A 25,996-nucleotide genomic window follows, 5' to 3' on the forward strand; every position below is an offset into this window, starting at 1 on the left:
ATAATTACTTTTTAGAATTCCCATTATCAATCGACTTCAACAGGCGCCGACTAATTTTTAAGAAATTATCCTCTGTAATAATACCAACTAATCGACTATTCTTCACCACCGGTAGGCAACCAATCTTCTGCTCCTGCATTATGGCCATCGCTTCCATTATAGATGCTTCTGGATGAATGGTAATGGGATTATCAATCATGATATCCTCTATGGCGTGACTCACATAATCTCCATCTTCATGAAGTGCTTTCGAGTATTCTCGTAAAACCATCCTCATCGATACTAGCCCTACCAAATGCTTTTGATCATCTTCAATAGGGATATACCGGATGCGTCTCCAATCCAACAAATTTGCAGCAAACTCTATTAAATCATCTTTGCGTGCTGTAAATAGATCTGTGGTCATGAACTCTTCCACCAACAACTTCGAAGGCAACCAATAATCTAGGTCCTCAACTTTAGCCAAACCCCATTTATGAACGGGCTCTCCTTTTTGCTGATTCTTTACCATGGAAGCGGTAATGGTCGCTAAAGTATGTTCTTTGTTATGCTCTTTGATCAACTTACCAAACGACTTAACCACCCAATAGGCTCCGGTTTGTGCACTTTCAACTCGATCATCAATAACACTTAAATAGGTATCTATGTCAGATTCGTTGATTCCCGCTTTTTTTAGTCCATCCTTGGCAATAGGTAACAGCTCTTCCTTGATGAGATCTCGAGCTGTAATTTTTTGATCATTCACCCAAACAAACTTCGTGTCTAAGCCCATCTTTGAAGCCGCAAAGAAATTCATTCGAGCATTATCGAAATCAAGTACTTCTGTGATATCAGGGTAAGCATCTTCAAACCCGTTCATTAACCCAAGCCAAAAAGCAGTATTGGCTACCTCATCCACTACCGTTGGGCCTGAAGGTAACACACGGTTTTCAATTCTGAGATGTGGTTTCCCATTCCCTACACCATAACAAGGTCTATTCCACCGATAAACCGTACCATTGTGCACTTTAAGAGCCATGAGCTCAGGTGGCACCCCTTGCTTCATCAATTCTTCAACTTCTTCTCGAACGTTTGAACTTAGCAGCACTCGGTAGCGCGATATATCTTCTTTATAAATATCTAAAATGCTCCCACGCAACCAGTCGGTTCCAAATGTAACCCTAGGAGTACTTTCTCTAAGATGATCTCCTACTGATCGCGTATCAACTGATTGATGAAAGAGCGCGATTCTAGTTTCAGCCCATAATCGCTTACCTAACAAAAGTGGCGAGTTTACAGCACTGGCTAATACTGGAGCCGTAATAGCTTGAGCTACATTATACTTAGTAACAAATTCTTCTGGTTTTATCTGTAAATGGGTTTGATAGCCCGTATTGCACCCTTCCAGTAATGGAGTATCAAATTTCATTAACAACTCATCCATTCCTTGGATGCGTAGCTCAAACTCCTTCCCTCTCATGTTATCAATGGCATCACAGAGTGCTTTGTAGCGTGGAAGGGGAGTCAAATTTTCTATGGCTACATCACTTTTTCGAATGGATGGCAAGATTCCTGTAAGCAGGATATCTCCTCCTAATTTCTGTACGGTCTTTCGTACATATTCTACTTCTCTTTGCAGATTTTCTTCAAGCTGAGATAAACAATTCCCAGTGAATTCAAGCGGTTCTAAATTGACTTCAAGATTAAATTTCGCTAGTTCATTGGTATAATTCCCTTCTCCTAAAGCCTCCATAACTTCCATGGCATTCGTCATGGCTTTACCACTCCGATCTATCAGGCATAGCTCCTGTTCGGCACCAATACGAATGATGTCCGTTTCGAACCAATCATCTTCTAACATTTTTCGAAGTGCACGAACATCCTTTAGAACGTGCTTCATAAAAGCTTGAACTTCGTCGTTGCTCTTGGCAAGCGTAACTCTTTCTTCACCCATATAATGTAGTTTGTAATCTCTTCGCCCTTAAATACAGATTTTATTATACGGATTGCAAATTTTTAACGTATTGCGTCAACATTAACGTTTATACGAACTGCGCTACTGCTACTTGCACTATGTTGATCATAAACTTCCATCACTTTCTCTAGAAACGCAGCTATATATTTCTCTCCTTTTTCAGGGGATAGTTTCACCATTACTTCCCAAATATACTGTTTATTCATCCAGGCAATGGGGGCTGGAGAGGGGCCTAAAGTTTCCAAATCTGGGGTGAGCTTGGATATTACTTGAGTTAAAATATTCGCAGCTTGCTGTACTCTACCTTCATCTTTTCCCTTAAGCACAAATTTGATGAGTCTCGAATACGGAGGATAATTCAGAGCTTCACGATATGATAATTCTGATTGAGCGAATCCGTTGAAGTCATGCGTTTGTGCAAACTTTAAGGCTTCATTTTCAGGCCTACGAGTTTGAATATATACTTTCCCATTTTTCTCGCCTCTCCCTGATCGACCTGCAACCTGACTTAACAGTTGAAACATTCGTTCACCCGATTGAAAGGATGGGAATGCTAATTCCGTATCAGCATCAATCACTCCTACAACCGTAACATTTGGAAAGTCTAAACCTTTGGCTACCAATTGGGTTCCTACTAAAATATCTGCTTCACCATTTGCAAACCTATTCAATATTCGCTCATGTGCGCCTTTCCTAGAAGTGGTGTCGCGATCAAACCTTAGTATATTGGCTTGAGGGTAAAGGCCTTCTAGCTCTTCCTCTATTTTTTGAGTTCCCGCACCTTGTACGGTTAATTGATTGGAACCACAATGTTCACATTTCACGTCAGCTTTTCGGGAATAACCGGAATAGTGACAAATCAATTGGTTTCGGTTTTTATGATAGGTTAAGCTTACCGAGCACTCTGGACTTTGGGGAATATGCCCACAAGTTTCACATTGTAAATAATTCGCAAATCCTCGGCGATTATATAAGATAATAACTTGCTCTTTTTTCTCGATCGCTTGTTCTATTGCCTGAAACAATGGCACCGCAAATTCGCCTCTCATGGCATGTTTGTACTGCTTCAAATCTAAAATCTCTACATCAGGCAGAACCGCCCCCTCATGTCTACTCGTGAGTTCAAGCAAGGTAGCCTTATCTTTGGCCACCATATTCAATGCTTGCATACTTGGTGTTGCAGAACCGAGTAAAACAATTGCCTTGGACCTACTAGCCCTCATAATAGCCACTTCACGTGCGTGATATCTTGGTGAGGGGTCTATTTGTTTATATGAAGCATCATGCTCTTCATCCAAAATGATGATGCCTAAATTTTGAACTGGAGAAAAAATCGCTGACCGAGGTCCGATTGCAATTTTCTTTGCACCACTTTGTAATTTTTTCCAAGACTCAAGCCTTTCTCGTGGAGTCATTCTACTATGGCGTACGGCTATTTTCTCACCAAAAATTCTATAAAATCGAGATACCGTTTGAGGTGTTAAAGCAATTTCAGGTACAAGTACGATTCCGCCTTTTCCCATCTCTAATGCTTTCTTTAGCGCATGGATATACACTTCCGTTTTGCCACTGCCCGTAATTCCCTTTAATAAGAAGTTTTGAAATTGCCCTTTTTGAATAGAATCCTCTATCGACTTAAAAGCATCTTCTTGAGCTGAATTTAGTTCTTTTAACTCATCAGGAGCATAAGTTAAACGATCGAGTGAAGAAGGCACTTCAACTTCCGTGGCCTCAATCCAGCCTTCATCCTTCAATTTATTTATGGCGTAAGTGGAGATACCATAAGCATCTAGTTTTGAATTTGGTATAGCACCTTCATTCGATAAAAAAACCTGTAATGCTTCGTGCCATTTTAATACTCTCTTTGCATCGCTAAGTTGAGCTTTGGCTACTTCTTTACTTGCATTCTCATTCCATTGCCAGGCTCTTTCTGTTTTAACCGTAACTGCCAAGTCAGGTTCTTCCCACACTTCAATTTCACCCCGCTTAAGTAAGCTCTTAAATACCTTATTTAGCGCTGTTCCTTTCCATCTCTTTTCAGCCTCTTCAAAATGTAATGCTTTATCCCCCGAAACGGCGTTCATTACTTGTTGCTCATCTTCCAGCAAAGTAGGGGCATGCTGAGGTGAAAGACGAAGTTTCTTCCTAGAAACAAAATTGAGGCCAGCTGGTAATGCTGCTTGAATTACCTCTCCCCAACTACAAAAGTAGAAATGGTGTATCCATTCTGTGAGTGAGAGTAAATCTGCAGAGAGAATGGGCTCGTCATCTAAGACCTCTCGAATGTTTTTAGTTTTAAAACTCGGAGTATCATCATGCAACCTTACTACTACACCAATTGCATATTGTTGCCGAAGAGGCACCCATACCCGTACACCAAGCATAATTTTGCTAACCTGTTCTTTGGGCACACGATAAGTAAATGTTTTCCGAACGGCGGTAGGAAAAGCTATTTCAGCAAATTGAGACAATGATCAGCGCTTAAAAATGAGTTTTAAAAGGGCTGAAAGCTTATCCAATTATCTCACTGAAATCAACTTCATAATGTAAGCAGCAAATAAATTATCATGATTATGATTGGCAAGGTAAACACCAAACCGCTTGGCATATATGTAGATCTTTTTTCATGCATGATGCCTCCTTGTTTTGATTGTTCTTTATATATATACACATCACTATATACTATCCCTTAATAGATAAATAAGTCTTTTTGTTTCCATATTTACACCACATGAACATGCGAAGTAGGTCAATCATCCATCATAACTGTTAACCAAGCCACCCTTCTCTATCAAGACTTCTATATTGTATAGCTTCTGCAATATGACTAGCCTCTATTCGCTCCTTTTTATCCAAATCAGCAATGGTACGCCCTACTTTGAGAATTCGATCATACGCTCTTGCTGATAATCCCAATGAGGTAATCGCTTTTTTAAGAATTTCTGAACTTGGTGAATCTAACTCGCATACTTTACGCACCATTCGTGTATTCATTTGAGCATTACAATACACCCCCTTAATACCTAAAAACCTATTTGACTGAATTTGTCGCGCTTCAACTACCCGTTCTCTTATTTGTGTTGAACTCTCTCCTTTTGCTTTACCTGAAAGTTCCTCATAGCTCACTTTATTCACTTCAATGTGCAAATCAATACGATCTAAAAGAGGTCCACTAATCTTGCTCAAATAACGTTGCATAGCCAATGAAGTAGCTCCATTCATATCTTGGGGGTCATACCAATCTCCCGAAGGGGATGGATTCATCGATGCTACTAACATTACCCTACTAGGATAAGTAACACTCATTCGCGCCCGAGAAATGGCGACAAACCCATCTTCCAATGGCTGCCTCATTACCTCCAAAGCACTTCTTTTGAACTCTGGGAGCTCATCTAAGAACAAAACTCCGTTATGTGCCATTGATATTTCACCGGGCATTGGGATACTTCCTCCTCCTACCAACGCAACATCTGAAACGGTGTGGTGAGGTGCTCTAAATGGACGTGCAGTCACCAAAGCATTACCACCTTCTAAAATTCCTGAAACCGAATGAATTTTCGTTGTTTCTAAGGCTTCCTCTAGGGTTAATGAGGGCAAAATTGTAGGAATACGCCGAGCCATCATCGTTTTCCCTGATCCAGGTGGACCAACCATCACAACGTTATGCCCTCCAGCAGCGGCAATCTCTAAGCCTCTTTTTACATTCTCTTGGCCCCGAACATCACTAAAATCTAAAAGCTTACTATGTCCATTTCTACTGAAATAAGAATCTACATTTACTTCTAAAGGGTCCATCGAACCTCTATTCTCTAACCAATCTTTTACTTGGTTTAAATGCTCAAAAGGAAAAATTTCAATGCCTTCAACAACTGCGGCTTCTGGCCCATTTTCTTTGGGAACTATCAAATATTTAAATCCTTTTTTCTTGGCTTCAACAGCAACAGGTAGTACTCCTTTAATGGGGCGAATTTGACCGTCGAGTGATAATTCCCCCATCATCACGGTATCTTCGAGTTTGGTAGTATGTAATTGCCCCGACATCCTCAAAAGTCCAACAGCAATTGGTAAATCAAAAGCATTGCCTTCTTTGGGTAAATCTGCCGGTGCTAAATTCACCGTTATACGCCCTAAAGGATAATAGGAACCCGTATTTCGAATAGCGGCTTCAACTCTATCTCGCGATTCACTCACTGCTCTATCAGGCAAACCCACCAGAAAGAATTTAACCAGCCCGTTCGTGTGGTGAGTTTCAACATCTATGATGCGTGCATCAACTCCAACCGTGGATGCACAGTATACTCTTGCTAACATTTTTTATTCCGAATCTTTTTTATTTGCTTTGCGTAGTCAGACCCCAGTGGGAAGAAATCCTTACAAAAATTTTCATAAATCGCACATATCATGAACAAAGACGAAGCAAAATCTAAAGCGAAACGCATCTACGAAGAGGTGCAAGGCGGTGTGAATGAAGTGATAAGCTCTATCAGAGAGATGATCAAAGAAGGAAGTGCAAGAAAGCTTATCATAAAGAACAAAGAAGGCGAAGTAGTTTTTCAAACACAGTTGGCATTTGGTGTTGGTGGAGCCGCGCTAGTAGGTGCAATGGCTCCTGTAATTTCGGCCATCGGGATGTTCGCCATGTTTATTAACGACTATCAAATCCTAGTTGAAAAGGAAATCATAGATGAAGACGATGAATATTCGGTAGATGCTGATATCATCGAGATTACAGAAGATGAAGACGAGGAAGAAGAAACTTCTGATGAAACCAAAGCGGAAGAACCTGAAGAGGATAAAAAGGACGAAAAAACCGTAGGTAAGAAAAAGAAGAAATAGAAATTCGACTTAATCATGTCAGACTTGAGGTTAGATGTTGAACGTACGTTCTCATCTAACCTTTTTTTATGTCTATGATTTAAGGTATCCTTTAGCCGATCCATCGGCCAAATTCATCTTCCTGCCCCCGAACTAACCATCCGACGGATTACCCGTCGGGTGGTTGAGTGAAGCCTCTAACTACAGAACTACTGGCAGATAGGACTAAACTGGATCGAACCCCCACCCATCCATCGGACGGGGCATCCGCCCGATGGAATAGCCAAATTCATCTTCCCGCCTCGAACTAACTATCCGACGGATTACTCGTCGGGTGGTTGAGAGATGCTCATAACTACAGAACTACTGGCAGATTGGACTAAACTGGATCTTAGCCCACACCCATCCATCGGACGGGCTATCCGCCCGATGGAATAGCTAAATTCATCTTCCTACCCCCGAGCTAACCATCTGATAGTCTAGTTAAATTGCTCTGGTATAGTTTGATATGAAAAGCGTTCAAACTCTTTAAGGTTATTTGGGATATTCAGCAATTCAAGTGCAAGCTGTTTATTGCAAAGTTCCCCACTTCGTCGGCCTATAAAATCTCTATAAGACGAAAACTCCCAATCTTCTAACCTTTCTACTAATCCTGCTCTTAAAGGATTTTGATGGATATATAAGAAGCAGTTTAACAAATAATCATCATGTGATCTGCTATTTACATCTACTGCTTTATCTTTGGCTCTTTGTCTAAACAGTGAACCAGACCTTTGGTATTTCTTATTAATTGCTTGAGTATATGAACTTTGTATGCTTCCTATTGCTTGATTCAGTTTTCCAATACTACTTTTCTCAGAATCATAATAGTCGGTTTTAACCTGAACCAATAGATGATAATGATTGGGCATTAAACACCAAGCAAGTATATCTGAATGAGGGGTAACCTTGCTCTTTAATTTCTTTAAGAAATACAGATAGTTTTCTCTTTCATAAAAAATTTTCTCTCGGTTATTCCCTTGATTATAAATATGATAGGAATGGCCTGCATAAAACTTCATTATAGATTATGCATAATTCATAATAACAAATCAATGGTAGCCCTCACCCCATCCATCGGCCGAATTCATCTTCCTGCCCCAAGCTTACCATCCGACGGATTACCCGTCGGGTGGTTGAGTGAAGCCCCTAACTACTGAACTACTGGCAGATTGAACTGGATTTAGCCCACACTCATCCATCGGACGGGCTATCCGCCCGAGGGAATAGCCAAATTCATCTTTCTGCCCCCAAGTTTACCATCCGACGGATTACCCGTCGGGTGGTTGAGAAAAGCCCCTAACTACTGAATCAAAATCGATCAAACTAGATCTAGCCCNCACNCATCCATCGGACGGGCTATCCGCCCGATGGAATAGCCAAATTCATCTTCCCACCACGAACTTACCATCCGACGGATTACCCGTCGGGTGGTTGGTTGAAGCCCCTAACTACTGAATCAAAATCGATCAAACTAGATCTAGCCCCCACTCATCCATCGGACGGGCTATCCGCCCGATGGAATAGCTAAATTCATCTTCCTGCCTCGAACTAACCATCCGACGGATTACCCGTCGGGTGGTTGAGAAAAGCCCCTAACTACTGAACTACTGGCAGATTGGACTAAACTAAATCGATCCCTCACTTATCCATCGGACGGGCTATCCGCCCGATGGAATAGCCAAATTCACCTTCCTGCCCCGAACTTACCATCCGACGGATTACCCGTCGGGTGGTTGAGTGAAGCTCATAACTACTGAACTTACTTCCAGTGCTCTTCGGCGATAGCTTCCTTACTAAGCTCGTTACTTAAGTAGTGCTCGGCATCAAGAGCTGCTTTACAGCCCGTTCCCGCTGCTGTAACTGCTTGGCGGTAGAAAGAATCCATAGCATCACCACAAGCAAAGATACCCGGTAAGTCAGTCTTCGTTGTTTGTCCCTTCGTTTGGATATACCCCACATCATCCATGGTTAATACCTCTTTAAACAAGTCTGTATTTGGCTTATGGCCAATCGCGATAAATACGCCCGTTACATCTTCTAAAGTTGTGGTTTCTTCGGTCTTTCTATTTTTAATACGAACACCTTCTACAACTTGCTCTCCTAAGATCTCATCGATTTCGCTGTCCCACATGAATTCGATTTTTTCATTCTCGAATGCTCTCGCTTGCATTGCTTTAGAAGCACGCAACTCATCACGGCGATGAACCACGGTAACTTTACTAGCAAATTTAGTTAGGAAGGTTGCTTCTTCCATGGCAGTATCTCCACCACCTACAATCACTACATGTTGGTTTCTGAAGAAAGCACCGTCGCAGGTAGCACATGCTGAAACCCCTTTACCACGTAAGCGAGTCTCACTTTCTAGTCCCAACCACATCGCTGAAGCTCCGGTAGAAATAATGATGGTATGAGCTTGAATTTCCGTTTTCTCATCCACCGTTAATTTGTATGGTTGTGTTTCGAAGTCTATATCTGTTACATAACCGTAACGACAATCGGCACCGAACTTAGTGGCTTGCTTGCGGAAATCATCCATCATTTGTGGCCCCATTACGCCATCAGGATAGCCTGGAAAATTTTCGACATCTGTAGTAGTCATTAATTGTCCACCTGGCTCAGGCCCTTCAAAAACGATTGGGCTTAAATCAGCACGTGCCGCATAAAGAGCCGCCGTAAGGCCCGCGGGTCCACTACCAATGATTACCACTTTAAATGTCTTTCCAGCAATATCTTCCATTTCCATCTTCTTTTAATTTCTAATTGGTGCATGAAAGTACAAAAAATCATACACCCATTTCCTTGAATGTTTCTATTAGGTTGATAGACTTCACAAAAGTATTTCGAGTATAAATTTAGAAACTACTTGAGTGTTATCCCTAATTGATTAAGTTTGTGTAAACCATTGAAGGAGGGAACGTTGATAATAGCCAGTATTAAAGAAACTGCCCATCTCGAAACACGAGTTGCTCTTAGCCCAGAGAGCTGTAACTCACTCATCAAAAAAGGTATGCAAGTTTGGATAGAATCGGGTGCCGGAACTGCATCAGGGTTTTTAGATTCAAGCTATCAAGAGGTGGGGGTTAAGATTAAGCCACGGGTTGAAATTATTGCTGAGGCCGACCTATTAGTTACAGTTCAAACACCAGAGTACAATGAACTCAAAAGCATGAAAGAAGGCGCCAGCCTATTATGTTTTTTATGGGCGCTTCAACATCCTGAAACCGTAACACTACTACAAGAATTAAAGCTTACTTCCTTTGGAATGGATGCCATCCCGCGAATTTCAAGGGCACAAAACATGGACGCATTATCCTCAATGAGTTCCATTGCTGGCTATAAAGCAGCCTTAATTGCTGCCAATGAGTTGGATAAATATTTACCCATGATGATGACGGCAGCGGGGACGATTCGCCCATCAAAAGTTCTAGTATTAGGCGCCGGTGTAGCCGGCTTACAAGCCATTGCAACTAGTAAACGATTGGGCGCTGTGGTTGAAGCATTTGATATTCGCCCAGCGGTGAAAGAACAAGTAGAAAGCTTAGGCGCAAAATTTGTAGAAGTACCTCTTGATGATAGTGAAACTGAAACCAAAGGTGGCTACGCTAAAGAGCTCACAAAAGACGACAAAGAGAAGCAACGGCAAGTAATACACGAGCATGTAAAAAAATCAGATGTGGTGATTACGACTGCCTTAATTCCTGGCCGACCCGCACCTTTACTCATCACAGAGGCAATGGTTCATGACATGAAAGCAGGATCTGTAATCGTAGATATTGCTGCCGAAAATGGCGGGAATTGCGCTTTCACCAAAGCTGGCGAAACACACATCGTTGATGGTGTGAAAGTCATAGGCCCTCTGAATTTAGCTAGCCAATTAGCTCATCATGCTAGCCTACTATACTCTAAGAACATCTTGGCATTTTTAGATTTACTGATATCGGATTCAGAGATGAAGCTCAATTTTGAAGACGAAATAATTCTACACACTACCATCACTCATCAAGGGGCTTTAATCTCACCCCTCATTAAGCCTAAGGAGAACTAGTAATGTCTGCACTAATTTTTTCATTATTTATTTTTGTGTTGGCCTGCTTTATTGGCTTTGAACTTATATCCAAAGTGCCCCCCACTTTGCATACTCCACTAATGAGTGGAGCTAATGCTATTTCAGGTATCACTATTGTAGGAGCTTTACTCATTACAGGATCTACAAGTGATGGGTTACTCACCCAAATATTAGGTATTACCGCCATCATCTTTGCCACTATTAATGTGGTAGGTGGTTTTATGGTTACCGATCGTATGTTAGAGATGTTCAAGAAAAAGGAGGACAAGTAATGAGCACTTTTCTTCCTGAATCCATTCTTCCTTTTTTAACCGATGCTATCCACCTAAGCTATTTAGTAGCCACAGCCTTTTTTATCCGAGGGTTGAAGTTATTAGGTTCACCGGCTACCGCTCGCCGAGGTAATCAACTTGCTGCAATCGGTATGTTAATTGGCGTTATTGTAACCCTATTAGATCAACAAATTGTATCGTTTGAAGGCATCATCATAGGCGTTGTAGTAGGAAGTTTAATCGGTGCTATACTTGCAAAAAAAGTAGCTATGACGGCAATGCCCGAACTCGTTGCCGTATTCAATGGATTTGGCGGGGGTGCTTCAGCCTTAGTAGCATGGGGTGAATTAAGCCGTGTAACTGATCCAACTATTTTGGGCAGTTCCAGCTTAATAACCACTGGGCTAAGTATTTGTATTGGTGCGCTCACCTTCACAGGAAGTTTTATCGCATTTGGTAAACTTAAAGGCTTCATTTCTGGAAAGTCTATTACTTTCCCAGGATTAAATGTTTTAAACATAGCGGCAATGATCGCTGTGCTAGGACTGATCATTACATTTAGTCTCAGCCCAACTAATGCTGTTCTCTTCTGGAGCATCTTAGGGTTGTCTCTGTTGATTGGTATTACTTCTGTGATACCCATTGGTGGTGCCGACATGCCAGTGGTTATATCACTCCTAAATTCATACTCGGGTATAGCAGCCTCTATGGCTGGTTTTGTATTGGGTAATCACTTGCTCATTATTTCTGGAGCTTTAGTAGGTGCAGCAGGACTCATCTTAACACAAATAATGTGTAAAGCTATGAATCGCTCATTGATGAATGTGATTTTCGGATCATTTGGAGGGGGGGCTACAGGCAGTGTTGGTGATGGTGAATCGGGAGATAAAACAGTTCGGGAAACTTCTGCAACCGACTTAGCCATACAAGTAGCTTATGCTTCTAAAGTAGTGATAGTTCCAGGTTATGGTTTAGCTGTGGCACAAGCTCAACATGTAATTAAAGAGGTTGCCGCGAAACTTGAAGAGCGAGGAGTACAGGTAAAATATGGCATCCATCCCGTTGCTGGGCGAATGCCCGGCCATATGAATGTACTCTTAGCTGAAGCGGATGTGCCTTACGATCAGTTGTATGATATGGATCAAATAAACCCTGAGTTCGCTTCCACCGATGTGGTGCTCATTATAGGTGCTAATGATGTAGTAAACCCGATGGCCAAAACTTCACCGGGTAGCCCTATTTATGGAATGCCCATTCTAAACGTTGATGAAGCCAAACGAACCATCGTGTTTAAGCGAAGCCTTAGTTTCGGATATGCAGGGATCGATAATCCCCTATTCTATGAAGAGAAAAACCAAATGTACTTTGGGGATGCCAAGAAAAGTTTACAGGGGTTAAATGAAGCGTTAAATGATGTGTAGATTTTTAAATCTTAGTGCACACAATAAATTCAGCTTTGCTATCTTTTATAGATAAAATTTGAACTCCTAAAACAAGATCTTTGAAAAATCTATTCCTCCTAACTTTAGCAGCTACTAGTTTACTATTTACAGGCTGTTTAAGAAATAGTGGTTGCGATGTTGACGTAAACACCAACGTTGATCAAGCACAATTAGAATCCGATATCGCCGCTATTGACGCTTATATTGAAGAAAATCAGATTCAAAATGTACAAACAGACCCTACAGGCATCCGTTATGTAATTACTACTGAAGGCTCGGGCACTGCTCCCGATTTATGTAGCACTGTAGGTGTTAACTATGTGGGCAAGTTGATGAGTAACGGCAATATCTTTGATGAAAGTGACCGAACTGTAGCATTCCCATTAAGTAACTTGATTGCGGGCTGGCAAATTGGAATCCCGAAGATTAAATCAGGGGGCTCAATTACATTATACATCCCATCAGGTTATGCGTATGGTCCTCGTCAAGTAGGATCTATACCAGCAAACTCAAATCTTATCTTTGAAATCGACCTCATTGGCGTTCAATAATATTCGATGATTTAGCCTTTGAACTTCATCAATACCCATGAAGAGGCTCAAAGGCTAACTAACACCTGCTTTGACACCCAAACGCCTATTCTCCCTTCTCTTACTTTTCTAGTTTTATAAATCACCTGATTGCTGTAGTTTCAATAAACTATAGCAAGATTATCTATGAAGTTATTTAGGGTTCTAATTCTATTAGGTGTGGCAGTAGCTACGATAAGTGGTTGCGATACAAACAGTAAGATTGAAAATGGTGTTTCACTCGAATTAGCCAACGAACGCAAAGAAAGGCTATCTGATATTCGATATCACCTATCTTTTAAAATCCCTGCGAAGATCGATGCTTCGATTGAAGCCACGAACACTATCTATTTTTCTCTCAATGATAGTGAATCCGATCTATTATTAGATTTTAGAGAAGCAGAATCAAAGCTCCATTCCATAACTATCAATGGACAGGCTACTCCCATCGACTTCAAGAAAGAGCACATCATTATCTCTAAAAAGTATTTAGTGGATGGTGACAATGAAATTCATCTTAGCTTCGAAGCTGGTGAGACTTCATTAAATAGAAACGAAGAATTCCTTTACACACTCTTTGTACCCGATCGTGCACGCACGGCATTCCCGTTATTTGATCAACCCAACTTAAAAGCTCGCTACACCCTAACACTTACTACCCCTTCTCATTGGGAAGCCATTTCGAATGGCCCTTTAGCAGAAAAAACAACTACGAATGGGAATACCGTTTGGGCTTTTGAGGAATCCGACCTTATCAGTAGTTACCTATTCAGTTTTGTTGCCGGTGAATTTGAACGAGTGAGCCAAACCGTAAATGGTCGAGAAATGACAATGCTACATCGCGAAACCGATGAAGAGAAAGTAGCTCGAAACCTGGATGACATATTCGAATTGCATGGCACGGCACTTGAATGGCTGGAAGACTACACAGGCATAGACTATCCATTCAAAAAGTTTGATTTCGCTCTCATCCCAAGCTTCCAATATGGAGGGATGGAACATGTAGGAGCTATTCAATACCGAGCTTCAAGTTTATTTTTAGACGAAGATCCCTCAGAGTCTAGACAACTTAGTAGAGCGAGTTTAATAGCTCACGAAACGGCCCATATGTGGTTCGGTGACCTAGTAACTATGGACTGGTTCAATGATGTTTGGACTAAAGAAGTGTTCGCTAATTTTATGGCGGCTAAAATTGTACATCCAAGTTTCCCTGAAATCAATCATGAATTAAACTTTTTAGTACGCCATTATCCTTCCGCTTATTCAGTAGATCGTACTTCAGGAGCTAATCCCATCCGCCAAGAGCTTCCAAATTTGAATGAAGCGGGCCAAATGTATGGGGCAATCATCTACAACAAAGCTCCAATCATGATGCGCCAATTAGAGCTATTAGTGGGTGAAGAGAATTTTCAAAAAGGCATGCAAGACTATCTAAGCACGTATAGCTTTAAGAATGCTACATGGCCTGATTTGATTCACATTTTAAATAAAACCATCGATCGAAATTTATCAGAATGGAGCAAAGTTTGGGTGAACACTGCGGGGCGCCCTCATTTTAGTGTAGAAAGTGATGGATATACGGGCTTAATCCTACATCAAGAAGACCCGACTGGAAATGAGCGTATTTGGTCGCAACAGTTTGATATCAAGGTTAATCATGAAACTGGAAACCAAACGTATTCTATCCTTAGCGACAAAGAGTCCAAATCACTGAAAATTTCTGAAGCATCTTGCTACAAATTTCTAAACTCGAATGGTTATGGTTACGGGCTATTTCCGTTAGATTTTGGTGGACTCATGCTATGGAATGACTTAACCGATCTAGAACGAGGAACGGTTTATATCAACTTGTATGAAAACATGTTGGAAGGCTTTGAACTCAGTCCTGAATCATATTTAAGCCAACTTTATACACTAGCCGTTTATGAAGACAATCAACTTTTATTAAACCTTGGCTTAGGGCATGTTCGATCTATTTTCTGGAATTTCTTAACAGCTGAACAACGTGTGCAACATGGTCCGCGTTGGGAGAAACTACTTTGGGATGAGATGATAAAAGAAAAGGATTCAAGCCGTAAGAAAATCCTTTTCAATACATACCAAAGTATAGCGATGCAAGATTCTGCTGTGGAGCAATTAATGGCCATCTGGAAACAAGACTTGGAGATTTCAGGACTTACCCTTTCAGAAAATGACTATGTAGGCTTAGCTTCGAATCTAGCAATAAAAGTACCCACAATGGCAGATACTTTAGTTCAAGCACAGCTTAACCGAATTAAAAATCCAGATCGTAAAAAGCGATTTGAGTTTATCGCTCCCACTCTATCACGGGATGAAGCAGTTCGTGATCAGTTCTTTGAATCCTTAAAGCAAGAAGAAAACAGAGCGATTGAGTCGTGGGTGTTAGGAGCCTTAGGAAACTTACATCACCCACTTCGTACACATCAATCTGATAAATATATATTACCGAGCTTAGAGTTATTGCAAGAGATTCAGGTTACTGGAGATATCTTTTTCCCTAAACGTTGGCTTGATCAAACACTCAGCAATCACAGTTCAGACAGGGCTGTTAAAACAGTTCGTGATTTCCTCGAAAACCGCCCAAATTACAACAAGCAGTTACGCATGAAAATCTTACAAGCCTCGGATACCATGTTACGGGCCAATCGCATCAAAAAAAACACGGACTAATTCGCTTCTTCTAGATGCACATCCTGGTGATAGCTTTTCATAGCCTGCATAAAGCAGATTGTGGAAAGCACACCACAAACACAGAATACCAAGAAGATTGCTTGTGAAGCTCCCGTTGGACCTGTGAATACACGGTCTATTAACCAACCTGTTACGGGTGGCCCTATACCAAAACCAACAATACTCACCACAAAGAGATATAAAGCTCCTGCGGCTCCTCTTTTATCGGAACCCACAAAATCCTGAATAAGTGCCGCGGCCACTCCATTATAACTTGATGACAATACGTTTGCGGTTCCGATTAATAAAAATGCAATCAATGCCGATTCAGCAAACAATCCAAAATAGTAGAAGGGCAATCCTGCTAATGCCGCTACAATCCCCATTACAAAACGTTTTTCACTTCCCCACTTTGAAGCTAGTTTGTCGGCAAAAAACCCAGATAAATTCACCGATATCCCCGTCAAAAACATGAACCAGCCATAAGAACTAATTCGGTCGGAAGCATCAAATACATCGGTTAATATGGTACTAATGAATGCGAGAATTGTATACCCACTTAATGCCAATAAAGAGAAACCCATCAAGTGGTAACGTACTGTACGCTTCTTTAAAATTGATGAAAATACCCGAACAAACTTCTCTTTTTGTGGAGTAGCTCTAAGTTGTTTTCTAGCTGGTTCTTTTATCACAAAGAAACCGATTACCGCTATTGCTATACCTGGCCAGCCCACCGTTTGTAAAGCTACTCGCCAATCATAGGCTTGAGCCACAGAACCTCCAATCAAGAATGAAAGCCCAACTCCAATAAAGATACCTGAGGCATAAACGGAAAACACCGTTGCTCGCTGTGATGGTTTAAAATAATCCGCTAACATAGAATACACAGCCGGACTTAAAGCTGATTGGCTTAGCCCTACAAATAATCGAGCCGTAACTAGGAACGCCAAGGAGCTGGCCCATCCGCTAGCGGCGGTCATCAAACTCCATACTATCAGACCGATGAGAATAATTCGCTTTCTTGAAAACTGATCGGCAACCCTTCCCATAAATATCCCACAGATAGCGTAGATCAATGAAAAAGCAGGGCCATATAAAACACCAATTTCCGTATTACTAAGTCCTAACTCCGCACGAATTTGAGTGGCTAATACCGCTATAACTTGGCGGTCTACAAAACTAGAAATATAGATTAGGGCTAAAATCCCCAATACTATCCAAGGGTAGATTTTAGACGTGGTCTCTTTTTGAAAAACATCAGATTTCTGCATAGCCTAAAGTTAGAAACTATTCGGAACAGAAGTTCCTTCTAAGTAGCACAATCTTTAAGTTCCAAGAAATAAAAATTCTTATGTCGGACGATAAAAAAAACAAACTTCCTAAACTGCCACGGAAATCAAAAGCCCAAAAAGAACGTGCTAAAGCAATTCTGGATGAACTTTATACCTATTACCCAAATCCTCATTGTGAGCTAAATCATCGAAATCCCTTCGAACTTTTGATAGCTACAATACTGAGTGCTCAGTGTACCGATGTGCGGGTAAATAAGGTGACCCCACAACTGTTTGAAACCTATCCCACTCCGGAGTTAATGGCTGAAGCTCCGCTAGAAGAATTGGAAGAACTTGTGAAGACCACCGGCTTTTACCGAAACAAAGCCAAGTCGTTAAAAGAAACTTCTACACGACTTGTTGAAGAGTTTAACGGCGAAGTGCCTCAGAATATGGAAGACTTGCTCTCGCTTCGAGGAGCTGCACGAAAAACAGCCAATGTAGTATTAGGCAACGCATTCAATATCAATGTAGGGGTTGTTGTAGATACGCATGTTAAACGATTCAGTAATCGATTTGGCTTAACAAAAGAGAAAAAGAATACCGACAAAATAGAGCGTGATTTAATGGCCCTATTCCCCCGTGAAAATTGGACCGACCTCTCTCACTTGATGATTCATCATGGCCGAGGGCCTTGTAAAGCAAGAATCTCGAAAGCTCCCGATCATGAGTTATGCATTAAATATGGCAAGAATTGTGAGTGCCAAAAAATGAGAGCTAAGAACACCAAATAAATACCCTTTATGTCGGATTTACTTTTCAATTCCTTCACTGATGCAATACCCCCTATTCGTTTCGACATCCAACGTATCTCTGTGGAGCAAGAAGGGCAACCACTCATATATTTTTACGACCAGTTGGGGTATGCCACTCCTAATTTTGCGGTTCCTGCTGCCGCCGAGCCTATACTTTCGCTCATAGATGGTAGCCGTTCGGTACAAGATATTATCAACTTCAGCGATGACGAAGTTACCAAAGAACAGATTCTGGAATACGTCCAATTTTTAGACGGTAACGGCTTACTAGATTCAGCATACTTTGGTGAAAGAGCTGAAGAAATTGAAGTGAAGTATGAACAGAACAACATTCATTCTAGTATAACGGCTGGAAGCACCTACCCAGCAGATCCAACTCAATTAAACGCATATTTGAACGATGCTTTTGACACGCATCCTCATGCTGAACCCGTTTCCAAAGCACATGCCTTATATGCTCCGCATATAGATCCAAGAGTTGGAATGAGCACCTATGTAAAAGCATTTTCAGCTATCAAGAACCTCAAACCAAAACGAGTGGTTGTATTAGCTACATCCCATTATGCCGGCTTATATGGCGATGTTTACGATAATAAACCATTCATACTCAGCTCTAAAGATTATGAGATGCCTAATGGCACGGTAAAAACTCACCGTGAAGCCATTTCACTCATTAAAGAACAAACTCAACATGATGATATTTTCGGCACTTCATTTGTAGACCGAGCATTCCGAGTGGAGCATAGTATAGAACTACATCTATTGTTTCTGAACCATCTATGGGATCATGACTTCGAGATTATCCCCATACTAGTAGGTGGCTTTGATGAATTACTTTATCACGACCAGAGTTTTTTGCAAGACCAGATCAAAGCATTCATCTATCTGCTAAATCAGCAGTTCAACGATGATGAAACCTTTTATTTGATAAGCGGCGATCAATGCCATGTGGGCAAAAAATTCGGCGATCAAAAAGCAGCCAAAGAACTCTTCTCGGAAGTAGAAAACTTTGATTCCACGTTTCTGGACCATGCTACTTCCAATAGCCCAAAGCAAGTTGTAGAGCTCATGAAAGAAGGCTACGACCCTTATCGTGTATGTGGATTCCCTCCTCTGCTTACTTATTTGAATGCTTTTACTGAAGTGAAGGGTACACTATTAGATCGGAGTATCTGGGATGAAGAAAGAGCGGATAGCGCGGTAAGCTATGCAAGCATTCTATTTACATAATGAAATAATCAGATTTCGTATTTTGCCCGCCAATATGGATATTCGAATATGAAATTTAGTTTCCCACACCCTCTCGCCATTCTACTTTTTTTTATAGCAATGGCTGCTACTCTTACACACTTGATCCCATCAGGTGAATACCAACGCGTAATTGATGAAGAAACCGGACGTGAGATTGTTGTAGCTAATAGTTACCAAGAAGTTGACTCCGAACCAATTGGGGTATTCGAAACCTTCATCAAAATACCTGAAGGCATCATATACGGAGCGGATATTGTAGTATTGATCCTCATTATTGGTGGAGCTTTTGTAGTTGTTGATAAAACAGGAGCCTTCAATCAAGGACTTACGGCCTTAGCGAATCGATTCCAGCACTCTCGTTATGTAGTAATGGCTTTAACAGGTGTTACCTTTGCCATTGCGGGTGCATTGAATAACCTCCAAGAGGAAATAATAGCCATGGTTCCATTCCTCATCCTGATGACCGATAGATTGGGATATTCTCGGATTGCAGCCATTGGTATAAGTGCAGGAAACGCAGCCCTTGGTGCTGCTTTTAGTCCTGTAAACCCATTTGGAGTTCTAATAGCTCAATCTATTGCTGAAGTAACTCCATTCTCAGGTTCGCTATTCAGAATTGTAGTTATGGCCATTGCCGTTGCATTTTGGATTACTTGGGTAATCAAAAAAGGAAAAACGGTAGATGAAGCCATTGTGTATGAACATGATTCTAAGTCAAAACTATCCGCTCGTTCAGCTATAATATTACTCCTTGTGGTAGCCACTTTTGCAACTATGGTATATGGCATTCTGATTTGGGAGTGGGATTACAATCAGATGTCGGCACTCTTTTTTGTGATGGGTATTACCTGTGGACTTATTGGTCGATTAGGAATCAATGGTACTTCTAAAGCGTATGCCGGTGGTTTTCAGGAAATGGCCTTCGCTGCCGTAATCGTAGGACTTGCCCGTAGCCTCTATCTGATACTTGAGGAAGGCAAAGTTATAGACACTATGGTGTATGCCCTCTTCAACCCCCTTCAAGATCTTCCTGTAACGGTTTCTGCAGTTGGGATGACCGTATCTCAAGCAATTCTCCATATCCCCGTTCCAAGTAATTCTGGGCAAGCTGTACTAACTATGCCATTACTCTCTCCATTAGCCGATTTAATCGGGATGTCGCGACAAGTAATGATTCTTTGCTACCAGTACGGTGCATCAACCATGGATATGATTACCCCCACTAACGGTGCGCTACTTGCCGTACTCACGGCAGCAGGGGTGAGTTACAAAGAATGGTTCAAATTCGCTTGGCTCCCATTGCTTTGTGTGATTGGCATTGGACTAGTTGCCATCATGGTTGCAATTATGATTGGACTATAACCTTAGCGATAGTTACGTAGATTTTCTAAGTACTTATTACCACTTCCGGTATTCAATAATAGAATTTTTTCATCCGATTTTACTCTACCATCGCTCACTAAATCTTTAAGGGCCGCCCAAATAGCTCCACCTTCTGTAGCTACTGATATTCCTTCTTGCGAACCGATTTCGAGAGTACTTTCATAGATTTGGTCCTCTGAAACGGTAATAGCGTAGCCATTCGACTCCTCTACAGTCTCTTTGATTAAATCTCTACCAAAGGCCTTAGGAACGGCTAAGCCATTAGCTATGGAGCGTTTAATAGTGGCTTCATCAATTTCCTGCCCGTGGATGTACTTCACAACAGGCGCACAATTTTCGGTTTGAACAACCACCATCTTGGGTAAATCTTCTTCGTGAATCCAGCCTAATTCTACCATTTCTTTAAAGGCCTTCCATATACCGATGAGTCCTGTTCCTCCACCTGTTGGATAAATAATCACATCTGGAAGTTGCCAATTCAATTGTTCGGCAATTTCGTATCCCATGGTTTTTTTGCCTTCAATGCGATATGGTTCTTTTAATGTAGACATATTGAATGCCCCCGTTCGCTCCTGCACTTCTTTTGATAGCTCCCCGCAACGATCAATCAAACCATCCACTAAAATGAGGTCGGCTCCATAGAACTTACATTCTTCCTGAAATATATCTGGAGTGATATCCGGCATTAATACCGTCACTTTCATTCCTGCACGAGCACAATAGGCACTAAGCGCACCTCCTGCATTTCCTGCCGTTGGAATCACACACTCCGTAACGCCTAGCTCTTTCGCTTTTGAAACGGCCATACTTAGCCCTCTAGACTTAAAAGATCCGGTTGGGTTCAATCCTTCATCTTTCAGTATCACCGTTCTTAATCCGTACTTTTGCGAAAGACGAGGCATATCTAGAATAGGAGTCATTCCTTCGCTTAAGGAAACAATATTCTCGTCATGGATAACAGGTAATACCTCACGGTATCTCCACATATTCAAAGGGCGACCGATGAGCTCTTCTTTGCCGAGATCTAAGAAATTATACCGTACAATTAACGGTCGCTCACAACATGTAGCGAATGTTTGAAGGCTTTTAATATCAAATTCTTGACCGCATTTAGAACAGGCTAAATGGGATACATAAGTAGTGGGTGCGTACATTTTTTCCATGCCCAAAAATCCATCGAAAGCACATAACTAATCAAATAGCCATTTAGTATAAGCTATAAATCCTGGTTATACTGATGCGCCGCAATCTGTTTGAAGGATTTTATTAACGAACCTTCTTCTTCGCCCTTTCGCATCACAAAGTAGAACTGCCGCTTCACGGATAATCCCTCTACTTTAACTTCTCGAAGCGTATTTGATGCTAGCTCTCGCTGAATAGCTAATCGTGATAAGAAACCTATAGCCTCATCTTCTAAAAGATAATTTTTAAGGGCTTCGGTACCTCCTAGTCGAGCAATGATTTTAAGATCACCCAACTTAATGCCATTTTGCTCTAGTTCGTTGGCTAACACTGATAATGTACCCGAACCTCTTTCACGCATAATCATTGGCAGCGCTTTCAATTCTTCAATGCACAATTCCGACTTTGCATATGGGCTACGGGACGAACACACTGGAATAATTTCATCTTCCATAAACTCGGCCTGTTGAAAGGAGTTCACTTCGTATTTCCCTTCTATAATGGCTAAATCGATTTCTTTATTCACAAGTGCTTTCAGGATATTCTCACTATTACGATTGATGAGTAATAGCTGAATTTTTGGAAATCTTTTATGAAAAGCTGAAAACACTTTTGGCAGCACATACAGTGAAATAGTAGTGCTAGCTCCTACTCTTAATTCACCTCTAGCCTCTCGCCTACTTTTGATGATATCCATATCTGATTGTATAAGGCGTTCTAAGTTCTTCGCCTTATACATGTGATCTAGCAGTTTTTCGCCAGGACCTGTTAGGCAAATACTATTGCCTTTTCGTTCGAATAGAGGAACGCCGATTTCAGCTTCCAGCTTTTTTATGTGCTTACTTACCGCCGGCTGTGTTATGTATAACAACTCAGCGGCTTTTGAGAAACTCAAATTTGTAGCTACTTCAAAAAACACATTGTACTGGAAAGAAATCATGGGAGATGTTACCCTTTAATTTCCATCTTCTCTGCAAAGTAATCGCAGAAGTCCATCATATCACCAGTGATTCTCTCATCGTTGGTAGCACGTTTGAGGGTATCTGCCATGGTAACGAGTGTTTGATGAAAGAAAATCTTCATCTCATCAACGGTCATCTCGCGCGTCCACAGATCTAGCTTCAAGGTGTCTTTTTTGTCTGAGTCCCACAATGAAAGTAACATAGCCCTACATTGCGCCTCATCAAGACCTTGCAAATCTGTTGCTCTCCAAATGATGTTAGATGGTACGTTTTCCTGATCTAATTCTACTGTGATGTTAATTTCTTTTTTTTGCATTCCTATACAGTTTTATCTGACTTAATCAGTTGATTCTATTTTAATATTCAGCTTTACAGTTTTCACGTAAGCTTTTGAGCACATGGGCGAAATCTTCTGGAAGTTCCGAATCGAAACTCACTTTTTCACCTGTTCGAGGGTGTTCGAAGCCTAAAGTTTTTGCGTGTAAAGCTTGGCGATTCAAGCCTGTTATCAATTTATGAAAGAGTACTTTTCTAGCCCCAGTATTAGGACCATAGCGAACCGAGGTTCCCCCATAGGTTTTATCTCCAAAAATGTTGTGCCCTATATGATTAAAGTGAACACGAATTTGATGAGTACGCCCCGTTTCCAATCGAACTTCTACCAAACTTAGGTAATCAAAATACTCGAGTACTTTCCAATGAGTTATCGCATGTTTACCACGTCCGTTAGGTAGTACGGTCATCAACTTACGATCGTGCTTCGATCGGCCAATGTCTCCCTCAATGGTTCCTTCTTCTGCTGGAGTACCCCAAACTATAGCCCAATAGGTTCTTTCTACATCTTTCTCTGCAAACTTAGCAGATAGTTTGGCTAGTGCTTCGTCATTTTTTGCTACTACAAGTACCCCACTGGTATCCTTATCTAAGCGGTGAACAATTCCAGGCCTGAGGTCATTGTCATCATGCTCTGCTAATTCATCCACATGATGCATTAATCCGTTTACTAGAGTGCCTGTCCAGTTTCCATAGGCTGGATGTACCACCATGCCTGCTTCTTTGTTTACGATGATGATGTCGTCATCTTCGTACATCAAGTTCAAATCTAATTCTTCGGGTTTAGCCTCAGGTGGTGGAGGCTTAGGCAGCTCAATAAATATTTTATCGCCCGGCTGCATCTTGTACGATGCCTTCTCTTTCTTGCCATTCACTTGAACATAACCGTCTTTAATAGCGTCTTGCACTTTGTTACGTGTAGCATTCTCAACAAAGCTGGTGATGTATACATCCAAGCGTATCGACTCGTGCTGTCCATCAGGAACTGTAAATTCGTATATCGTCGTTTTCTTCTCTTCCATTTCCATTCTTCTGTAAGGAATTCCATTTTCACCACTCTAACTACCTGCAAGAGCGCTGCCAAATATGACCTGTAAAGATAACCTAATCACAGGGAAATATTTAGGATTCATTACAACAGTTTTTTTGCGGCATATTTCATTTGATTCAGATTTACGCTTACATATATCACACATAAATCTTATCATCCCATAAATGCTTCTATAATTTCATTGCCATGATACAGTCGCTATATATAAAAGATTTTGCTCTCATCGACGAACTTGAAGTTCAATTTGGTGAAGGCTTAAACATTGTAACGGGTCAAACAGGTGCTGGTAAGTCTATCATTATTGGTGCACTCAATATGATTCTAGGCGAACGTGCTGATACCGAAGTTATACGTAGAGGAACCGATCGTGCTATTGCCGAAGCCACCATTCAATATTTTGAGCAGCCAGATTTAGCTCGATTTTTGGAAGAGCATGAAATTGAAGTGCGACCATATATGGTTTTAAGGCGTGAGATACGCCAAACTGGTAGCCGTGCTTTTATCAACGATACTCCTGTTACTATAGGTGTGCTCAAATCTATTGGCGACCACCTAGTTGATCTCCACGGACAGCACGATCATCAGTTATTATTGAAGGAAGAAAATCATCGTTCTGTAGTAGATGGCTTTGGAGAGGTAGGCCCAGTATTGGAGGCCTATCAAAAAGAGTATCATGCAATGAAAGAGCTTAAAAAGCAGCTTTCAGCCTTAAAAAAGAGAGAGCGTGAGCTGCAAGAAAAAACGGAGCTTTACAGATTTCAAGTGAATGAACTAGAGCAAGCAAGGCTATCCATAGAGGAAGAAGAGGAAATGATAGCTGAGATGAACTTGCTCGATAATGCCGAAGTGTTAGACCAAAAAGCGGCCATGATTTCCGAAATGAACGATCATGACGAAGTGAGCATCTCTCACCTTCTAAATCAACTGAAATTGAACTTGGAAGATCTTTCCCGCATCGAGCCTGAATTTTCAACGTACTTGGAAGAGATTAACGCCGCTCGTGTAAGTGTAAACGAAGCCATTCAGTTTGCTGAGCGATACCGAAATAATATCGAGTTCAACCCTCAACGACTTGAAGAGCTACGTAAACGCCAATCGGAGCTCAATCGACTCCAAAAAAAATATCAAAGAGATATTCCTGAACTCATTGCGTATTTATCTGAGATTCAGCGTGAATTATCCCTAGCTGATAACTTCGATCTTGAAATTGAAAAGCTGGAGAAATCGGTTCAAAACCAAGGGAAAAAACTTGCTCAAAGTGCTCGTAACCTGCATGAATTGAGAAAAGAAATAGGAATCAAACTATCTGATCAGATCGCCAAAGAACTTGCAAAACTTGGAATAAATAGTGCTCAATTCGAAGTTCAGGTTAACTATCTCATCAACAACCAGGGATGGGTTTCTATCGAAGGCGAACCTGTGGAATGTACCGAATTTGGTTGTGATGACATCCGACTTTACATCTCCACGAATAAAGGTGAAGAGCCTAAGCCGCTAGCCAAAATCGCCTCAGGTGGTGAGATTAGCCGTGTGATGCTAGCCCTAAAATCCATCTTAGCGAAAGAACAGAGTTTGCCAGTAATGATTTTCGATGAGATTGATACGGGAATAAGTGGAGAGATTTCAGAGAAAGTTGGCCAAGCTATGCGACGATTATCTAGCGAATGCCAGATTATCGCTATAACACATCAACCACAGATAGCCAGCCAAGCTCATCATCATTTCAAAGTGGCTAAAACCGAACACGATGAGCGCACAACTTCGCAGATTATAGCACTATCAGACGAAGAGCACATCCACGAAGTGGCTAGCTTAATGAGTGGTGCTGAAATCACAGAACACACCCTAAAAAGTGCCCAAGAGTTGATTAATCGATCGGTTCACCAAAATTGAATAC

At 41.3% G+C, this 25,996-nt stretch carries 20 protein-coding genes; 10 read left to right on the top strand and 10 right to left on the bottom strand.

The features are described from left to right. Positions 1 to 4 precede the first annotated feature (4 nt). The 3 genes from B155_RS0105700 to B155_RS0105710 all read right to left on the bottom strand — a co-directional run bounded on the left by B155_RS0105700 (position 5) and on the right by B155_RS0105710 (position 6,265). Positions 5 to 1,933, bottom strand: coding sequence for a glutamate-cysteine ligase family protein (locus B155_RS0105700; RefSeq protein ID WP_018127288.1), 1,929 nt, complete (start codon positions 1,931 to 1,933; stop codon positions 5 to 7). A 62-nt stretch (positions 1,934 to 1,995) separates the two neighbouring features. Further along, positions 1,996 to 4,425, bottom strand: coding sequence for a replication restart helicase PriA (gene priA, locus B155_RS0105705; protein WP_018127289.1), 2,430 nt, complete (start codon positions 4,423 to 4,425; stop codon positions 1,996 to 1,998). Between the two features lie 298 nt (positions 4,426 to 4,723). Next, complete coding sequence (locus tag B155_RS0105710; RefSeq protein WP_018127290.1) at positions 4,724 to 6,265, bottom strand: YifB family Mg chelatase-like AAA ATPase; 1,542 nt, start codon at positions 6,263 to 6,265, stop codon at positions 4,724 to 4,726. Between the two features lie 90 nt (positions 6,266 to 6,355). Here B155_RS0105710 and B155_RS0105720 point away from each other — a divergent pair, with 90 nt between their 5' ends. Further along, the gene (locus B155_RS0105720; protein WP_018127291.1) at positions 6,356 to 6,790 is read left to right on the top strand and encodes a DUF4342 domain-containing protein; all 435 of its coding nucleotides are present in this window, start codon (positions 6,356 to 6,358) and stop codon (positions 6,788 to 6,790) included. Positions 6,791 to 7,248: 458 nt separating this feature from the next. Here B155_RS0105720 and B155_RS0105725 read toward each other — a convergent pair whose 3' ends face one another. Both B155_RS0105725 and trxB read right to left on the bottom strand, forming a co-directional pair. Beyond that, positions 7,249 to 7,830: a transposase gene (locus B155_RS0105725; RefSeq protein WP_018127292.1), complete on the bottom strand. Its 582-nt coding sequence runs from the start codon at positions 7,828 to 7,830 to the stop codon at positions 7,249 to 7,251. 740 nt (positions 7,831 to 8,570) lie between these two features. Continuing rightward, positions 8,571 to 9,554, bottom strand: a complete 984-nt coding sequence (gene trxB, locus B155_RS0105730; protein ID WP_018127293.1) for a thioredoxin-disulfide reductase — start codon at positions 9,552 to 9,554, stop codon at positions 8,571 to 8,573. A gap of 174 nt (positions 9,555 to 9,728) precedes the next feature. On the opposite strand from trxB, the gene B155_RS0105735 reads away from it, so the two are divergent. The 5 genes from B155_RS0105735 to B155_RS0105755 all read left to right on the top strand — a co-directional run bounded on the left by B155_RS0105735 (position 9,729) and on the right by B155_RS0105755 (position 15,851). Then, on the top strand, positions 9,729 to 10,856 hold the full coding sequence (locus tag B155_RS0105735; RefSeq protein ID WP_018127294.1) for a Re/Si-specific NAD(P)(+) transhydrogenase subunit alpha: 1,128 nt from the start codon (positions 9,729 to 9,731) through the stop codon (positions 10,854 to 10,856). A 2-nt stretch (positions 10,857 to 10,858) separates the two neighbouring features. Then, complete coding sequence (locus B155_RS0105740) at positions 10,859 to 11,149, top strand: NAD(P) transhydrogenase subunit alpha part 2 (RefSeq protein WP_018127295.1); 291 nt, start codon at positions 10,859 to 10,861, stop codon at positions 11,147 to 11,149. Further along, a complete protein-coding gene (locus B155_RS0105745) occupies positions 11,149 to 12,570 on the top strand; it encodes an NAD(P)(+) transhydrogenase (Re/Si-specific) subunit beta (RefSeq protein WP_018127296.1) in 1,422 nt (473 codons plus the stop codon). Before B155_RS0105740 ends, B155_RS0105745 begins: the two co-directional genes overlap by 1 nt. Positions 12,571 to 12,650: 80 nt before the next feature. Continuing rightward, positions 12,651 to 13,142: an FKBP-type peptidyl-prolyl cis-trans isomerase gene (locus B155_RS14060; protein ID WP_018127297.1), complete on the top strand. Its 492-nt coding sequence runs from the start codon at positions 12,651 to 12,653 to the stop codon at positions 13,140 to 13,142. 165 nt (positions 13,143 to 13,307) lie between these two features. Then, positions 13,308 to 15,851: a M1 family metallopeptidase gene (locus B155_RS0105755; RefSeq protein ID WP_018127298.1), complete on the top strand. Its 2,544-nt coding sequence runs from the start codon at positions 13,308 to 13,310 to the stop codon at positions 15,849 to 15,851. Here the strand turns inward: B155_RS0105755 and B155_RS0105760 are convergent. After that, entirely contained in the window at positions 15,848 to 17,122 is a 1,275-nt protein-coding gene (locus B155_RS0105760) for an MFS transporter (RefSeq protein ID WP_018127299.1), read from the bottom strand. The two genes, B155_RS0105755 and B155_RS0105760, sit on opposite strands and share 4 nt — an antisense overlap. A gap of 80 nt (positions 17,123 to 17,202) precedes the next feature. Between B155_RS0105760 and nth the strand changes: the two genes are divergently transcribed. From nth to B155_RS0105775, 3 genes are read left to right on the top strand one after another with little or no spacing between them, the layout of a single operon-like run. After that, on the top strand, positions 17,203 to 17,916 hold the full coding sequence (nth, locus tag B155_RS0105765; RefSeq protein WP_018127300.1) for an endonuclease III: 714 nt from the start codon (positions 17,203 to 17,205) through the stop codon (positions 17,914 to 17,916). A gap of 9 nt (positions 17,917 to 17,925) precedes the next feature. Beyond that, on the top strand, positions 17,926 to 19,167 hold the full coding sequence (amrB, locus tag B155_RS0105770; RefSeq protein ID WP_018127301.1) for an AmmeMemoRadiSam system protein B: 1,242 nt from the start codon (positions 17,926 to 17,928) through the stop codon (positions 19,165 to 19,167). A 48-nt stretch (positions 19,168 to 19,215) separates the two neighbouring features. Next, on the top strand, positions 19,216 to 20,550 hold the full coding sequence (locus tag B155_RS0105775; RefSeq protein WP_018127302.1) for a YfcC family protein: 1,335 nt from the start codon (positions 19,216 to 19,218) through the stop codon (positions 20,548 to 20,550). A 2-nt stretch (positions 20,551 to 20,552) separates the two neighbouring features. Here B155_RS0105775 and B155_RS0105780 read toward each other — a convergent pair whose 3' ends face one another. The 4 genes from B155_RS0105780 to B155_RS0105795 are packed head-to-tail and all read right to left on the bottom strand — an operon-like array spanning position 20,553 to position 24,070. Then, positions 20,553 to 21,734 (bottom strand): threonine synthase, encoded by a 1,182-nt coding sequence (locus tag B155_RS0105780; protein WP_018127303.1) that lies wholly within the window; start codon positions 21,732 to 21,734, stop codon positions 20,553 to 20,555. 53 nt (positions 21,735 to 21,787) lie between these two features. Further along, complete coding sequence (locus tag B155_RS0105785; protein WP_018127304.1) at positions 21,788 to 22,693, bottom strand: LysR substrate-binding domain-containing protein; 906 nt, start codon at positions 22,691 to 22,693, stop codon at positions 21,788 to 21,790. A gap of 8 nt (positions 22,694 to 22,701) precedes the next feature. Next, a complete protein-coding gene (gldC, locus tag B155_RS0105790; protein ID WP_018127305.1) occupies positions 22,702 to 23,031 on the bottom strand; it encodes a gliding motility protein GldC in 330 nt (109 codons plus the stop codon). A 40-nt stretch (positions 23,032 to 23,071) separates the two neighbouring features. Further along, positions 23,072 to 24,070, bottom strand: coding sequence for an RluA family pseudouridine synthase (locus B155_RS0105795; protein WP_240386250.1), 999 nt, complete (start codon positions 24,068 to 24,070; stop codon positions 23,072 to 23,074). 215 nt (positions 24,071 to 24,285) lie between these two features. Here B155_RS0105795 and recN point away from each other — a divergent pair, with 215 nt between their 5' ends. Continuing rightward, positions 24,286 to 25,992 (top strand): DNA repair protein RecN, encoded by a 1,707-nt coding sequence (recN, locus tag B155_RS0105800; protein ID WP_018127307.1) that lies wholly within the window; start codon positions 24,286 to 24,288, stop codon positions 25,990 to 25,992. Positions 25,993 to 25,996: the final 4 nt, after the last annotated feature.

Source organism: Balneola vulgaris DSM 17893 (assembly GCF_000375465.1).
Taxonomy (GTDB): Bacteria; Bacteroidota; Rhodothermia; order Balneolales; family Balneolaceae; genus Balneola; species Balneola vulgaris.

Coding starts and splice junctions, on each gene's coding strand:
- B155_RS0105700 (WP_018127288.1), bottom strand. CDS start 1,933: ATGGGTGAAGAAAGAGTTACGCTTGCCAAGAGCAACGACGAAGTTCAA.
- B155_RS0105710 (WP_018127290.1), bottom strand. CDS start 6,265: ATGTTAGCAAGAGTATACTGTGCATCCACGGTTGGAGTTGATGCACGC.
- B155_RS0105720 (WP_018127291.1), top strand. CDS start 6,356: ATGAACAAAGACGAAGCAAAATCTAAAGCGAAACGCATCTACGAAGAG.
- B155_RS0105725 (WP_018127292.1), bottom strand. CDS start 7,830: ATGAAGTTTTATGCAGGCCATTCCTATCATATTTATAATCAAGGGAAT.
- trxB (WP_018127293.1), bottom strand. CDS start 9,554: ATGGAAATGGAAGATATTGCTGGAAAGACATTTAAAGTGGTAATCATT.
- B155_RS0105740 (WP_018127295.1), top strand. CDS start 10,859: ATGTCTGCACTAATTTTTTCATTATTTATTTTTGTGTTGGCCTGCTTT.
- B155_RS0105745 (WP_018127296.1), top strand. CDS start 11,149: ATGAGCACTTTTCTTCCTGAATCCATTCTTCCTTTTTTAACCGATGCT.
- B155_RS0105755 (WP_018127298.1), top strand. CDS start 13,308: ATGAAGTTATTTAGGGTTCTAATTCTATTAGGTGTGGCAGTAGCTACG.
- B155_RS0105760 (WP_018127299.1), bottom strand. CDS start 17,122: ATGCAGAAATCTGATGTTTTTCAAAAAGAGACCACGTCTAAAATCTAC.
- nth (WP_018127300.1), top strand. CDS start 17,203: ATGTCGGACGATAAAAAAAACAAACTTCCTAAACTGCCACGGAAATCA.
- amrB (WP_018127301.1), top strand. CDS start 17,926: ATGTCGGATTTACTTTTCAATTCCTTCACTGATGCAATACCCCCTATT.
- B155_RS0105775 (WP_018127302.1), top strand. CDS start 19,216: ATGAAATTTAGTTTCCCACACCCTCTCGCCATTCTACTTTTTTTTATA.
- B155_RS0105780 (WP_018127303.1), bottom strand. CDS start 21,734: ATGGAAAAAATGTACGCACCCACTACTTATGTATCCCATTTAGCCTGT.
- B155_RS0105785 (WP_018127304.1), bottom strand. CDS start 22,693: ATGATTTCTTTCCAGTACAATGTGTTTTTTGAAGTAGCTACAAATTTG.
- gldC (WP_018127305.1), bottom strand. CDS start 23,031: ATGCAAAAAAAAGAAATTAACATCACAGTAGAATTAGATCAGGAAAAC.
- B155_RS0105795 (WP_240386250.1), bottom strand. CDS start 24,070: ATGGAAGAGAAGAAAACGACGATATACGAATTTACAGTTCCTGATGGA.
- recN (WP_018127307.1), top strand. CDS start 24,286: ATGATACAGTCGCTATATATAAAAGATTTTGCTCTCATCGACGAACTT.